Annotated in this window: 13 protein-coding genes; 5 read left to right on the forward strand and 8 right to left on the reverse strand. The window is 61.0% G+C overall.

Translation table 11 applies throughout. From position 1 onward, the window contains the following. Positions 1-12 precede the first annotated feature (12 nt). Positions 13-762, reverse strand: a complete 750-nt coding sequence (locus tag AB7828_RS23610) for a F0F1 ATP synthase subunit A (RefSeq protein ID WP_089266839.1) — start codon at positions 760-762, stop codon at positions 13-15. Between the two features lie 104 nt (positions 763-866). Next, positions 867-1,244 carry an AtpZ/AtpI family protein gene (locus tag AB7828_RS23615; RefSeq protein WP_089266840.1) on the reverse strand — a complete coding sequence of 126 codons (378 nt, stop codon included), beginning with the start codon at positions 1,242-1,244 and terminating at the stop codon, positions 867-869. A gap of 275 nt (positions 1,245-1,519) precedes the next feature. Between AB7828_RS23615 and AB7828_RS23620 the strand changes: the two genes are divergently transcribed. The 3 genes from AB7828_RS23620 (at position 1,520) to AB7828_RS23630 (ending at position 3,101) form a co-directional block, all read left to right on the forward strand. Beyond that, positions 1,520-2,143, forward strand: a complete 624-nt coding sequence (locus tag AB7828_RS23620; RefSeq protein WP_120288171.1) for a 2-hydroxychromene-2-carboxylate isomerase — start codon at positions 1,520-1,522, stop codon at positions 2,141-2,143. A 98-nt stretch (positions 2,144-2,241) separates the two neighbouring features. Further along, positions 2,242-2,736, forward strand: a complete 495-nt coding sequence (locus AB7828_RS23625) for a hypothetical protein (RefSeq protein WP_175365976.1) — start codon at positions 2,242-2,244, stop codon at positions 2,734-2,736. Between the two features lie 143 nt (positions 2,737-2,879). Beyond that, positions 2,880-3,101 carry a DUF6894 family protein gene (locus tag AB7828_RS23630; RefSeq protein ID WP_089266842.1) on the forward strand — a complete coding sequence of 74 codons (222 nt, stop codon included), beginning with the start codon at positions 2,880-2,882 and terminating at the stop codon, positions 3,099-3,101. Positions 3,102-3,116: 15 nt separating this feature from the next. Here AB7828_RS23630 and AB7828_RS23635 read toward each other — a convergent pair whose 3' ends face one another. Then, a complete protein-coding gene (locus tag AB7828_RS23635) occupies positions 3,117-3,419 on the reverse strand; it encodes a hypothetical protein (RefSeq protein WP_441232361.1) in 303 nt (100 codons plus the stop codon). Here AB7828_RS23635 and AB7828_RS23640 point away from each other — a divergent pair. Then, positions 3,370-3,840 (forward strand): secondary thiamine-phosphate synthase enzyme YjbQ, encoded by a 471-nt coding sequence (locus AB7828_RS23640; protein ID WP_441231305.1) that lies wholly within the window; start codon positions 3,370-3,372, stop codon positions 3,838-3,840. The two genes, AB7828_RS23635 and AB7828_RS23640, sit on opposite strands and share 50 nt — an antisense overlap. 100 nt (positions 3,841-3,940) lie before the next feature. Here AB7828_RS23640 and AB7828_RS23645 read toward each other — a convergent pair whose 3' ends face one another. Next, positions 3,941-5,593, reverse strand: a complete 1,653-nt coding sequence (locus AB7828_RS23645) for an MFS transporter (RefSeq protein ID WP_374725619.1) — start codon at positions 5,591-5,593, stop codon at positions 3,941-3,943. Between the two features lie 411 nt (positions 5,594-6,004). Between AB7828_RS23645 and AB7828_RS23650 the strand changes: the two genes are divergently transcribed. Continuing rightward, entirely contained in the window at positions 6,005-6,685 is a 681-nt protein-coding gene (locus AB7828_RS23650; protein ID WP_175365937.1) for a response regulator, read from the forward strand. 120 nt (positions 6,686-6,805) lie between these two features. Here AB7828_RS23650 and AB7828_RS23655 read toward each other — a convergent pair whose 3' ends face one another. The 4 genes from AB7828_RS23655 to AB7828_RS23670 form a co-directional block, all read right to left on the reverse strand. Beyond that, a complete protein-coding gene (locus AB7828_RS23655; RefSeq protein WP_441231306.1) occupies positions 6,806-10,324 on the reverse strand; it encodes a NahK/ErcS family hybrid sensor histidine kinase/response regulator in 3,519 nt (1,172 codons plus the stop codon). A 113-nt stretch (positions 10,325-10,437) separates the two neighbouring features. Then, positions 10,438-10,767 carry a GlpM family protein gene (locus AB7828_RS23660; protein WP_068732644.1) on the reverse strand — a complete coding sequence of 110 codons (330 nt, stop codon included), beginning with the start codon at positions 10,765-10,767 and terminating at the stop codon, positions 10,438-10,440. A gap of 156 nt (positions 10,768-10,923) precedes the next feature. Continuing rightward, entirely contained in the window at positions 10,924-12,153 is a 1,230-nt protein-coding gene (hemA, locus tag AB7828_RS23665; RefSeq protein WP_441231307.1) for a 5-aminolevulinate synthase, read from the reverse strand. A 162-nt stretch (positions 12,154-12,315) separates the two neighbouring features. After that, positions 12,316-13,380, reverse strand: a complete 1,065-nt coding sequence (locus tag AB7828_RS23670) for an MBL fold metallo-hydrolase (RefSeq protein ID WP_120288176.1) — start codon at positions 13,378-13,380, stop codon at positions 12,316-12,318. Between the last annotated feature and the right edge of the window lie 76 nt (positions 13,381-13,456).

Below are 13,456 nucleotides of genomic sequence, written 5' to 3' on the forward strand. Positions count from 1 at the left end.
ACTAAAACGCGGTTAGTGGCCCGGATGAAGTGCGTCGTTGAGATAGATGCAGGTCAGGATCGTGAACACGTAGGCCTGCAGGAAGGCGACCAGCAGTTCCAGTGCGGTCAGCGCCGTGGTCATGGCCAGCGGCAGCACCGAACCAAAAATGCCGAGTGCGCCGAGTGCGCTGAGCGAGGTCACGAAGCCGGCAAAAACCTTCAGCGTGATGTGGCCGGCCAGCATGTTGGCGAACAGACGGACCGAATGCGACACCGGGCGGGACAGGAACGAGATCACCTCGATCACCGTAACCAGCGGCAGGATGTAAATCGGAATACCGTGCGGCACGAACAGCTTGAAGAAGCCGAGACCGTTTTTGTAGAGGCCGTAGAGCAGCACGGTCAGGAACACCATCAATGCCAGCGCGACGGCGACGATCAGATGGCTGGTGACGGTGAAGGTATAGGGGATGATGCCGATCAGATTCGCCGTCAGGATGAACATGAACAGCGAGAACACGAACGGGAAGAACTTCATGCCTTCTTCGCCGATGCTACTGCGCACCGTATTCGAGACGAATTCGAAGGACAGCTCGGCGACCGACTGGAAACGGCTCGGGATCAGCGCACGTCCGGCGCTGCCGCCGATCATCAGCAGCGACACGACGGCGACAGCGCCGAACATATAGGCCGATGAGTTGGTGAAGGCGATTTCCTGATTGCCGATATGGCCCAGGGTGAAGATCTTGTGGATCTCAAATTGATGGATCGGATCGGCCATCCACGTCGGTCTTTCAATTCGGCCGGAACGTCCGGCGTTTCCTTGCCGGACAGCCGGCACTCAAATGCTGCGCCAACGACGCGGAGGTCTTGGGCGCGAATTTCTTATTCCGCTTTTTTTCCGACCCCAGCCGAGCGCATCACGTTCATCACGCCGGCGACGAAGCCGAGCAGCATGAGAACGATCAGCCCCCACGGCGATGTCGACAGCAAACGATCGAAGCCCCAGCCCAGAATCGTTCCGACGACGACGCCCGCGACCAGTTCCGAAGAAAGACGGAGACCCACCGCCATGGCCGATGCCCTGGACTGCGCGTTTCCGCTTCCAGTTTCGGATTGGTCAGTCTGAAGTTTGCGCTCATCCTGAAGTTTGGACAGACGCTGATTCAGACTTCCGAGCCTTGCGGAAAGCGCAGCCTCATCGGGAGACGATTTGCCATCGTTTCTGCGTTCACTGTCATCGTCCCGTGTGCCGTTCGTCATGCTTGCGACACTCGAAATAACGCTGCAAATGCTGGAAATAACGCCCCATCACCCTTCAAAGCCGGGCGGACCATACTTAGCGCATCTTGCCAAGTCAAGATTCGCTGATCGCCCGTTAGTGCTTTGATTCATTTGATTTTATTGACGAAATTCGAATCCCGCTGCGCGGGATCGCCGCAGCGCAAGAATGACTTTCGAGGTGATCTATCTTGCACGGCGCAGGGCGCTCTGTTGGAGTACCGCAGAGTTTGAAAACGCCCCTGCCGGAGCCCGGAATGTCTCAAGAGATCGACTACTATTTTTCGCTGCCATCGCCCTGGGCCTATATCGGCCACACGCTCTTTCGCGATCTCGTAAGTACTTATGATCTCAAGGTGAATCATAAGCCGGTATTTCTCGGCGATCTGTTTTCGGAAACCGGCGGCCTTCCGCTGGGCAAGCGTCATCCGGTGCGGCAGCGCTACCGGATGCTTGAATTGCAGCGCTGGCGCGACAAACGCGGTCTCGATTTCCATCTGCAGCCAAAGAACTGGCCATTCGATGGCCGACTCGCCGATGGTCTGGTGATCGCGGCGCTCGAGGCTGGACACGATCCGGACCCGTTCCTGCGCCGTGCATTTCCCGCGGTCTGGGAAGGTCAGCTCAATCTCGGCGACACGGCCGTGCTGACCAGGCTGGCGGATGATTCGGGGCTGCCGGGCGCGAAACTGCTAGAGCGCGCAGCGTCCAGCGATGTGGCTGCGATATACGAACAGAACCGTCAGGAGGCGATTGCGGCTGACGTGTTCGGCTCGCCGGCCTATGTGCTCAACGGTGAAGTATTTTGGGGGCAGGACCGGCTCGAATTGCTGGCTGATGCGTTGAAGGCGAAGCGGGCGCCTTTCAAATCTCAAATCTGAGCACATTTGAGAGTAAAGGCGGCTATCGCCCCGAACTCGCAACGCGGAGCATCTCCATGAAGAATGCTGTGGTGCGTTTTGCCTCCCCCGGACAGCCCATGCGGTACGCTGCGCGGGTTGGCGCGGTTCTGATGGCCGGGATCGTCAGTGCGTCTGCGCAGGCCCTCCCGGACATCGAGAATGGCCGTTATTCGCTGTCGCCGATCGCTGAAGGCGTCATCCGCCTGGATACCCGCACCGGCACGGTTTCGACATGCACGGATAAGGGATCCGGCTGGGCCTGTTATGTCTTGCCGGATGAACGTGCCGCGCTCGATACCGAGATCGGGCGGTTGCAGAGGGACAACGACAAGCTGAAGGCGGAGCTTGCCCAGCGCGGTCCAGCCGTCGCCGGCAAGACCGATGAAGCGCTCCCGAAGCAGGATTCGCTGAAGCCCGGAAAACCAGGGAGTGCGGATGGCGAGAGGAAGATCGAGATTCCGCTGCCGAGCGAACGCGACGTCGATCGGGTGATGGCCTTTGTCGAAAACGCGTGGCGTCGCCTTGTCGACATGGCCAGCCGCATCCAGCGCGATTCCAGCGGGAAGATCTGAGCGCTGCGAGTTTAGCGCCGGATGGCAGCGCTCACATAGCTGACTGGTATTATCGCAGCGCCTTTTGCCGCGATATCGAGAATAATTCGGTACTAGCAGAGAGGAGCCAAATCGTACGTTTTTCGACTTAAGGGAGCACTTTGATGCCGAGATTTTATTTTGATCTCGTCGATGGGACGACCGTGCCCGACGCTTCCGGGCAGATTTTGCGCAATGAATTGCTGGCCGCTGAGGTCGCCGACAAGCTCGCAGGCGATATTTACAAGATCAGGCCCGAGCTCCGCGGCAAGCACTTCGCCATTTCCGTCCGCAACGAAGAGGGCGAGGAAATTCACCGCGCAGATGTGGTTAGCTCTGACGATTAACGCAGTGCGCAGCTCTTATTTGCGGTCGAGCCCGATATCGTCGCCATCGCCATGGATGGCGTCGCGGTCGGCTTGATCGGTCTTGTCTGCGTCCTTAATCACCGCTTTCTCCTGCGCGCGCTGTTCGTCCTTGCGTGGCCCCGGCCCCGGAATGTCCCTTGATGTTTTAGGCTTCATGGCGTTTTCCCTTGTCCATCCTGATTGAAGTGGGAACGCCATATGCGCGTTTTGGTTCATCAGAAGATCCACCAGTCGAAAGGTGAGCGTCGTGACCTCTGCCAGATCTATCACGCGCAGCGCGCCGTCTGCAGTTCGCATCGAAACTGTCGTGTCGTCGCTGCTGACTGTGCAGACATCCGGTGCCGGCTTCATCGATATCACCCGCGAGGTCGGCAAATTCCTGAGCGAGATCGGCGCCCGTGAAGGTTCGTTGACGCTGTTCATCCGCCATACCTCAGCGTCGCTCACCATCCAGGAAAACGCTGATCCTTCCGTGCTGGTCGATCTCATGACAACGCTCGATCGTCTTGCGCCCCAGGATTTTAACTGGACGCACGATACGGAGGGTCCCGACGACATGCCGGCGCATGTTCGTACCATGCTGACCGCAACCTCGCTGCACATCCCCGTTCTGTCAGGCAAGCTCGCGCTTGGAACCTGGCAGGGGATCTATCTGATCGAACACCGCGCCCGCCCACATCGCCGCGAGGTGGTGCTGCAGTTCGTCGGCGCGACCTGACGCTCGCAGATCTGCCGAAACAAAAAAAGGCCGCGGATTGCTCCGCGGCCGTTTGTTGTCGTCGTGTCCGCCGGCAGCCTGGGCTGCCGGCTTGGCGAGATTAGTTCGCGCTGATATCGACGTCCTTGGTCTCCGGCAGGAAGAAGAAGCCGACGACCACGGTGATTGCCGCGAAGATGATCGGGTACCACAAGCCGGCATAGATATCGCCGGTCGAGGCCACGATGGCGAAGGCAGTCGCCGGGAGAAGTCCGCCGAACCAGCCGTTGCCGATGTGATAGGGCAGCGACATCGAGGTGTAGCGGATCTTGGTCGGGAACAGTTCGACCAGCATTGCCGCGATCGGCCCGTAGACCATGGTCACGAACAGCACCAGGACGAACAGCAGTCCGATCACCGCCGCGACCTGCGGACGGAAGATATCGAACGGATGCGCCATCTTCACGATCTGCGCGTCGCCCGCCTTGGGATAGCCCGCCGCCTGAACCGCTGCGAGAACCTGCGGGTTCGACGCTGCAGCCGCGGTGTAGGGCACGTCCTTGCCGTTGACGACGACCTTCACGCCCGAGCCCGCTGCACCGTAGGCGGTCGAGTACTTGACCGACGACTGGGCCAGATAGGCGCGGGCCGTATCGCAAGGCGTGGAGAACACGCGGGTGCCGACCGGGTTGAACAGATCGCCGCACAGCGCGGGATCTGAAACGACTTCCACCTTCACGGTCTCGATCGCCTTTTCCAGAGTCGGGTTGGCGTTGGTGGTGATCATCCGGAAGATCGGGAAGAAGGTCAGCGCTGCGATCAGGCAGCCTGCCAGAATGATCGGCTTGCGGCCGATCTTGTCGGACAAGGCGCCCCAGAACACGAAGAAGCCGGTGCCGAGCAGCAGCGACCACGCGATCAGGAGATTCGCGGTGTAACCGTCGACCTTGAGGATCGATTGCATGAAGAACAGCGCGTAGAACTGGCCGGTGTACCAGACCACGCCCTGGCCCATCACGCCGCCGAACAGTGCGATCAGCACGATCTTGGCGTTGCTCCAGTTGCCGAAGGCTTCGGTGAGCGGAGCCTTGGAGCCCTTGCCCTCGTCCTTCATCTTCTGGAACACGGGCGATTCATTCAGGCGCAGACGGATCCAGACCGAGATGCCGAGCAGAACCACCGAGACCAGGAACGGAATTCTCCAGCCCCAGGCGGCGAATTCAGGCTCACCCAGCGCCGACCGCGTGAACAGGATCACGAGCAGCGACAGGAACAGGCCGAGCGTGGCCGTAGTCTGAATGAACGACGTGTAGTAGCCGCGCTTGCCGGCCGGCGAGTGCTCCGCCACATAAGTTGCCGCGCCGCCATATTCGCCGCCGAGCGCAAGGCCCTGCAGCAGGCGCAGGCCGATCAGGATGATCGGAGCCGCGATGCCGATGGTCGCTGCGTTAGGCAGGATGCCGACGATGAAGGTCGACAGGCCCATGATGAGGATGGTGACGAGGAACGTATACTTGCGGCCGACGATGTCGCCGACGCGTCCGAACACGATGGCGCCAAACGGACGAACGATAAAGCCCGCGGCGAAGGCCAGCAGCGCGAAGATGTCGCGCGTGGCCTGATTGAACATCGGCAGCTTGGTGGCGGGATCGATCACGCCGAAGAACTGCGCGCCGATGATGCCGGCAAGCGAGCCGAACAGGTAGAAGTCATACCATTCGAAAACAGTGCCGAGCGATGACGCGAAGATGACGAAGCGTTCGTCCTTCGTCATCCCTTGGGCTTTCGCCGATGTTGCTGCGATGGTGGACATGTTTGAATCGCTCCCCAAATCCGTTGCAAAATTTATTGTGGCTTCTCGCTCGCTGCGCCGAACTTCTGTCGGCTCATTGCAGAGAACTTCGATGCAAAAGGTAGCATTGCGGGGAAATGCGACCCAATACGACTTTAGGCCGTGCGCAAGGGGCTGCGCGCAGACGTCGCAGTGGCGAAAACGTCCTTCCGGCCGTGCGCGTGCATATGAAATATTGCGCCGCACAACGGTCTGCGTTCACCAATTTACCGCGTGGCAGCATTGGACGCTTGCAAGACGTTGTCGCGCGGGGGACACTTGTGGCGAAATGCGCTTTTGCGCGTCGTCTCAACGCGGTCGCTGGTTCGCCGCAAGATTTTTGCATGGATTTTGATGACCGTTATCGCTCCCTCGCGCCTCATTATTGCCGACGATCATCCGTTGTTCCGCGGTGCATTGCGGCAGGCGGTCAGCAGTGTGCTGCCGACGACCACGGTCGATGAAGCTGGTACATTCGAGGATCTGACCAAACTGCTGGAACAGGATTCCGACGTCGATCTGATCCTGCTCGATCTGTCGATGCCGGGGATATCAGGATTCTCGGGACTGATTTACCTCCGAGCACAGTATCCCGCGATTCCGGTGGTTATCGTCTCCGCCAGCGATGACGTCGGTACGATCCGCCAATCGCTGGACTTTGGCGCGTCAGGCTTCATTCCAAAGCGCTTCGGCGTCGATACGCTGCGCGATGCCATCGTGCGCGTGATGGATGGCGACGTCTGGGTTCCACCGGACGTCGACATGTCCGCAGCGGCCGATCCGGAAATGAGCAAACTGCGCGATCGGCTGGTGACGCTGACGCCTCAGCAGGTCCGCGTGCTGATGATGCTGTCGCAGGGACTGCTCAACAAGCAGATCGCCTATGAGCTCGGCGTATCCGAGGCGACCATCAAGGCGCATGTCTCGGCGATTCTGCAGAAGCTCGGTGTCGAGAGCCGCACCCAGGCTGTCATCGCTGCCGCGAAGATCGCTGGCGGCCAGTGGCGCCAGGGCGAGCAGACGCCGCAGCAGTAGCGACATCGCTCCGGCCTCATGGTGAGGAGGCGCACTTGCGCCGTCTCGAACCATGAAATGCTAAGACATCATCCTTCGAGACGCGACGAAGATGTCGCTCCTCAGGATGAGGGCAGAGCCCTATTCCGCCGCGATCATCTGCTGCGTGCGCCATTGTCCGAGCAGGGCGCGCAACGACGCCGGTTTGACCGGCTTGTTCAGCACGGCGATCTTCTCCTGCCGTGCAGCCGACTGCACATGCGGGCTGCGGTCGGCAGTAATCAGAATCGCCGGGATTTCCTTGCCGAAGCGGGTGCGGATTTCCCGGATCGCGGCGACGCCGTTGCCGCGGTCGAGATGGTAATCGACCAGCAAGCCCGTGAGCCGTCGGCCTGAGGCCTGGATTTCGGCAATCGCATTCATCGCAGCTTCCGGATCAGGGACTGCGACGACCTCGGCTCCCCAGGCCTGCAGCAGCGTCTTCATGCCGTCGAGAATCGCCATGTCGTTCTCGATACAGACAACGAGTGTGCCCGACATCGGTGACTTCGACAGAGGCGTCGCACTGGTGACCGCGGTGGTGTGATTGATCGCCTTGGCCACCGGCACCGTCACCGAGAAGAACGAGCCGCCGCTGCGATTGGAATCCAGCGCGATGCCGTGATTGAGCACATGGGCGAGGCGCTTGACGATCGACAGGCCGAGCCCAAGGCCGCGCGCGATTCGTGCACCCTGTTCGAGCCGGTGAAATTCCTTGAATATCTCGCCGCGCTTGAGAATCGGAATGCCGACGCCGGTGTCGTAGATGCCGATCTGCAAGGCCTTGCCGCGGCGCCGGCAGCCGACCAGCACGCGGCCATGCGGCGTGTATTTGATCGCGTTCGAGATCAGGTTCTGCAGCAGACGTCGTAGCATCAGGCGATCGGATTCGACGGGCAGTGAGCACGGCACGAATGTGAGCTTGACGCCGCGGGCGTGCGCGATCGGTGCATATTCGATCTCAAGCGAGCGCATCAGGTCGCCGATGCGGAAACTGGAAATCGCAGGACTCATGGCGCCGGCATCGAGGCGCGAGATGTCGAGCAGGGCGCCGAGGATTTCCTCGATGGCCTCCAGCGAGTCGTCGATATTCTCGACCAGCCGCGCATCCTCGCCGCCGCTCTTTCGTTCGACCAGGCTGGTGACATAGAGCCGTGCCGCATTAAGCGGCTGCAAAATGTCGTGGCTGGCGGCGGCCAGAAAGCGGGTCTTCGAGATATTGGCGTCTTCCGCGGTGCTCTTGGCGAGCGCCAGTTCGGAATTCAGTCGCGTCAGTTCCTCGGTGCGGTCGCGGACGCGCTTTTCCAGCGTGGCATTGGCGCGCTCCAGCGCTTCTGCTGCCTCGAAGCTGGGCGTGACGTCGGAGAAGGTCAGCACAAGCCCGCCATCGGGCATTTTATTGGTACGCACCTCGATGACGATCTGGCGATCCTGAAGACGTTCAAGATAAGGCTCGCCCTCGGTGGTGTAGGCAGCCAACCGCGCCTGCGTCAGGGTTTCGTTGTCGCCGTAAGGCGACGCGCTCTGGATGCCGATGAATTCCAGGATCTCGCGCAGCGGAATGCCGATCTGCACGATCTGCGGCGGCAGGCCGAGCAGTTCGCCGAACTGCCGGTTGGAGACGATGAGCTGCAGGTCGGGGTTAAAGACGGCGATGCCCTGGCGGACGTGATTGAGCGCAGTCTGCAGAATTTCGCGATTGAAATGCAGCGCCGCATGGGAATCGTCGAGCAGCTTCAAGGCCGCCTTGGCCGACACCGTACGCTTGCGCAGCAGCAGCGACATCACCACGCGGGATGAGGCTGCGCCGATCGATGACGCGATCAGATATTCTGCGTGCTGCAGCAGTTCGAAATCCGCAGGTGCGGCCGGATCGAGATCGACACGGCGACGCGTGGCGAAAGCATCGAAGGATTCGCGCGCGCGGTCCGGGCCGAGATATTGGGTCACGGTGCTGAGGATATCCTGCACCGTGACTGTGGTCCGCCAGCGCCGGAATGCCGGTGTGATCGGCGCCAGCGTATTCGGCACGAAGACATCAGCCTGCAGTCGTTCGATCGACGACGGCGCCCGCATCAGCGACAGCACGATATAGGTCAGGATATTGAGCGACAGGCTCCACAGCGTGCCGTGCAGCAGCGGTGGCAGTTCGGTGCCGAGCAGGTCCTGTGGCCGCAACGCCTCGATGCCGAACGGCCCGTGCTGCAGGAACAGGACGCCTGCGGTGCTGCCTTCAAGGAAGCTCGGGATGAACAGCGTATAGGCCCACACGAAGAAGCCGACCACCATGCCGCCCATGGCGCCGCGGGCGGTCGCGCGCCGCCAGATCAGCCCGCCAAAGAAAGCTGGAGCGAGTTGCGCGATGGCGGCAAATGACAGCAGGCCGATGGCGGCCAGTTGCGTATTGCCGAGTGCGCGGAAATAGAAATAGGCCATCACCATGATGGCGAAGATCGAAAACCGCCGCGCCTTGAGCAGGAAGTTGCCGAAGTCGGTCTGCTCATTCTGCGTCTGTGGCCCGCGCCGCAAGACCAGTGGCAACACGATATCGTTGGATACCATAATGGCCAGCGCAACGCATTCGACGATCACCATGGCGGTGGCAGCCGACAAGCCGCCGATGAACACCGCCATGCTGAGCGCGCTGGATCCGGCCTCGATCGGCAGCGCCAGCACATACATGTCGCTGTCGACGGCGCCGAACGGAAAGGTCACGAGGCCCGCCAGGGCGATCGGAATGACGAACAGGTTGATGGCGATCAGATAGGTGGGAAACAGCCAGCGCGCACGGCTCACTTCGGAGTCGCTGGAATTCTCGACGACGCTGACGTGGAACTGCCGGGGCAGCAGCATGATGGCGCAGAACGACAGCAGCACCATCGTGAGGAAATTGCCGAACGACGGCACATAGTTGATGGCGCGCATCGCCTCTGGTGTCTTCATCGCGCGCTCGACCAGCTCCGAGGGGCCGAACATCCAGAATGTCACGAAGGCGCCGGCGATGATGAACACCACCAGCTTGACGATGGATTCGGTCGCCACGGCGAGCATCAAGCCGTGCTGATGCTCGGTCGCATTGGTCTGCCTCGTGCCGAACAGGACGGCGAACATCGCCATGGCGAGCGTCACGACCAGCGCCATGTCGCCGACGATGGGAACGCCGGCAATGGCCTTGTCTTCGCCGAGGATCGTTTCCAGCGACGATGCGACGGCTTTCAGCTGCAGCGCAATGTACGGAACCGAGCCGATGATGGCGATCACGGCCACGGTAGCGGCGACGGCCTGGCTCTTGCCGTAGCGCGCGGCGATGAAGTCGGCGATCGAGGTGATGTTCTGGGTCTTGGCGAGGTGGATCACACGCCGCAGCACGGGCGAGAAGAAGGCAAAGAACAGGATCGGGCCGACATAGATGGCGAGGAAATCCACGCTGGTCCGGCTGGCCACTCCGACCGAGCCAAAGAACGTCCAGGACGTGCAATAGATCGCCAGCGACAGCGGATAGATGACGGCCTTGGCGCGGCCGCTCTGGAACAGCGCGATCCGGTCGCCATAGCTGGCGACGCAAAACAGAAATCCGATGTAGCAGAGGGCGGCAACAATCACGCCCCAGTCGTGCAGCATCGCGCGTGCTCCCTTTGGCGGGCTGAAGCCCGTCCGTCAGGCGAAAATCTAGCCGGTTGCGCCGGTGCAGGCGACAGGGATTTGGCCGGACGCCGGGGAATGCCGGATTGTCGTTAAATCCAGCGCGGGCCGAAAAAGGCGATCAGGATAATGAACAGCCACGCGGTCACGCCGGCCAGCAGAGCGAGGCGGTAATCGAACGTGCCGACCGTGAGATAGCAGATGCCGAGAAAAGCGAGATAGGCCGGAATGGTCTTCGCGCCGGCCATGCAGGCTTCCCGGAAGCCTGCGCTGTCGCCTTTTGCGCCGACGATGAGCAGTGCAATGATCGCAAAGGTCGGAAACAACGGCAGAATGCCGGGCAGCGTGTTGCCCCGTTTGGACAACCAGGCAATCAGGGCGGTGAGCAGTCCGCCGAGAATACCTTTCCAGATGATGTCCACTTAAGAAGTCCTTGGGCTGGCAACCAGGAAGGTGCGCTCAATCAAAACTCGTCATGCCCGGCCTTGTGCCGGGCATCCACGTCTTCGACACCCTAAAGACGTGGATGGCCGGGACAAGCCCGGCCATGACGATGTTTTAGTTGTCGCTGGTGTGAGTTACTCTGCCGCCAGCGCCTTGCTGCGCAGTGGCAGGCCGAGTTCATCCCACACCTGCAGCAGCGATTCCGCGAGGTGATCGATCAGCACGTCGTCGTGATAGGGCGACGGCGTGATGCGGAGGCGCTCGGCACCCTTGGCGACGGTCGGGTAGTTGATCGGCTGGATGTAAATGCCGTGATCTTCGAGCAGCAGATCGCAGGCCTTCTTGCAGAGCTCGGCATCGCCGACGAAGACCGGCACGATATGGGTGTCGGTGGACATCACCGGAATGCCGGCCGCGGTGAGGATCGCCTTGACCCGCGCAGCGCGGTCCTGATGGCGTTCGCGTTCCCAGCTCGAGCTCTTCAGGTGTTTGATCGCCGCGGTCGCGGCCGAGCAGATCGCCGGCGGCAATGCGGTGGTGAAGATAAAGCCCGGCGCATAGGAGCGCACGGCGTCTACAATGTCCTTGTTTGCTGCGATATAGCCGCCGAGGCAGCCATAGGCCTTGGCCAGCGTGCCTTCGAGCACGTCGATGCGATGCATCACGCCGTCGCGCTCGGCGATGCCGCCGCCGCGTGGGCCATACATGCCGACCGCATGGACTTCATCCACATAGGTCATCGCGCCATAACGTTCGGCGAGATCGCAGATCGCCGCCAGTGGCGCGACGTCGCCATCCATCGAATACAGACTCTCGCAGGCGATCAGCTTCGGACGCGCGGGATCGGCAGCCTTTAGCAGTTCCTCGAGATGCGCGACGTCGTTATGGCGGAACACCACGCGGTCGCAGCCGGCCTGCCGGATGCCTTCGATCATCGAGTTATGGTTCAGCGCGTCAGACAGGATCAGGCAATTCGGCATCAGCTTGGCGAGCGTCGAAATGCCGGTCTGGTTCGAGACATAGCCAGAGGTGAACAGCAGGGCGGCCTGTTTGCCGTGAAGGTCCGCGAGTTCTTCCTCGAGCTGCACCAGCGGATGATGCGTGCCTGCGATATTGCGGGTGCCGCCGGCGCCGGTGCCGACGCGGGTCGCGGTTTCGACCATGGCGCCGACCACTTTCGGGTGCTGGCCCATGCCGAGGTAATCGTTGGAGCACCAGATCACGACATTGCGCGGACCATTCGGCGTGTGCCAGACCGCATGCGGGAACCGACCGGCAATGCGCTCGAGATCGGCGAAGACACGATAGCGGCGCTCGTCATGCAAACGATTGAGCGCGTCACTGAAGAACTTGCTGTAATCCATCGCAAAAGACCCAAAAACGAAACCCGAACCCAGCGTCAGGTGCGTTTTAGAGCTTTTCCAGCTTGGCTGTCGAGGCGCAATTGGTCAATTTGACCACGTGCCGCGGCTTTTGATGTGCATCAAGAGCCTGAGGTCGTTCACGAATTTTTGCTGCGCTGCAGGTTACGTCGATTTGAACCGCAGCATGCCGTCGGCGCCCATTGTCGAGGTCAGCCGCTTCTGCGCCAGCATGTGATTGACGTGGGCGATCAATTCGCCGGCGGCAAATCCGGTCTGGTGGGCATCCAGCTTGTGCTTGTGAAACACCACCGGCACCAGCTGGGCGGACGTCTTGCCGGCATCCTTGCACGCTGCGGCGATCATCTGGCAGCGCTCTTCATGATGATCGGCGAGCTGCTTGATGCGGATCTTGAGGCCGTGAAAGGGCACGCCGTGACCGGGGAGCACGAGCACGTCGTCGGGCAGTGTATCAGCGAGACGTTTCAGTGAATGCAGATAGGAGCCGAGCGAATTCTCGTCGGGCTCATGGGCCCAGACGCTGACATTCGGCGAGATCTTGCTCAGCACCTGATCGGCCGACAGGAACAGTTTATCGGCCTCGCAATACAGCATCACCTGATCCGGCGAATGGCCGGCGCCGGTGAGCACGCGGAAGGTGCGCGTGCCGATCACGAGATCGTCGCCGTCGGACAACCGGCGATAGGCGGCTGGCAGCGGCACCGTCTTCTTCAGATATTCCTGGCCGCGGCCGAGCAATTGCTCGGTGATATCTGCATCCATGCCGTGGCGATGGAAGAACTGCCGCATATTGACGATGCGCTCTTCGGTGCGGCGGTGCTGGTGATAGACGCCCTGCAGATATTCGACTTGCGACATATAGAACGGGCAGTTGAACCGCTGCACCATCCAACCGGCCTGGCCGACATGATCGGGATGCGCGTGGGTGACGATCACCTTGCTGATCGGTTTGCCCTTCAGCGGACCTTCGAACAGTTTCGTCCATGCAGCGATGGTCGCGTCGTTGCCGATGCCGGTATCCACCATGGCCCAGCCATCGCCGTCGGCGAGCAGATAGATGTTCACATGGTTGAGGCGAAACGGCAGGTCGAGCCGGATCCAGAGAACGCCCGGAGCAATTTCGACCACCTGATCGGTCCCGGGATGGTTCTCCCAGGGATAGCGGAGGTCATCGGCTGGCTTTGTGCTGGCGTCTGTTTTCGAATGCATCGGTTCTGTCACAATGTCCTTTTCATCCGGCTTAGCGGGCCAAGGACCCCTGCGCCAGCACAAATTCGGCTGGCGC

The organism is Tardiphaga sp. 215_C5_N2_1 (assembly GCF_052076055.1).
GTDB classification, from domain to species: domain Bacteria; phylum Pseudomonadota; class Alphaproteobacteria; order Rhizobiales; family Xanthobacteraceae; genus Tardiphaga; species Tardiphaga robiniae.

Bases quoted from the DNA above. Each gene is read 5' to 3' on its own strand.
- AB7828_RS23615 (WP_089266840.1), bottom strand. From the start codon at position 1,244: ATGACGAACGGCACACGGGACGATGACAGTGAACGCAGAAACGATGGC.
- AB7828_RS23655 (WP_441231306.1), bottom strand. From the start codon at position 10,324: ATGCTGCACGACTGGGGCGTGATTGTTGCCGCCCTCTGCTACATCGGA.
- AB7828_RS23625 (WP_175365976.1), top strand. From the start codon at position 2,242: ATGCGGTACGCTGCGCGGGTTGGCGCGGTTCTGATGGCCGGGATCGTC.
- AB7828_RS23635 (WP_441232361.1), bottom strand. From the start codon at position 3,419: ATGCGAACTGCAGACGGCGCGCTGCGCGTGATAGATCTGGCAGAGGTC.
- AB7828_RS23650 (WP_175365937.1), top strand. From the start codon at position 6,005: ATGACCGTTATCGCTCCCTCGCGCCTCATTATTGCCGACGATCATCCG.
- hemA (WP_441231307.1), bottom strand. From the start codon at position 12,153: ATGGATTACAGCAAGTTCTTCAGTGACGCGCTCAATCGTTTGCATGAC.
- AB7828_RS23610 (WP_089266839.1), bottom strand. From the start codon at position 762: ATGGCCGATCCGATCCATCAATTTGAGATCCACAAGATCTTCACCCTG.
- AB7828_RS23620 (WP_120288171.1), top strand. From the start codon at position 1,520: ATGTCTCAAGAGATCGACTACTATTTTTCGCTGCCATCGCCCTGGGCC.
- AB7828_RS23670 (WP_120288176.1), bottom strand. From the start codon at position 13,380: ATGCATTCGAAAACAGACGCCAGCACAAAGCCAGCCGATGACCTCCGC.
- AB7828_RS23630 (WP_089266842.1), top strand. From the start codon at position 2,880: ATGCCGAGATTTTATTTTGATCTCGTCGATGGGACGACCGTGCCCGAC.
- AB7828_RS23645 (WP_374725619.1), bottom strand. From the start codon at position 5,593: ATGACGAAGGACGAACGCTTCGTCATCTTCGCGTCATCGCTCGGCACT.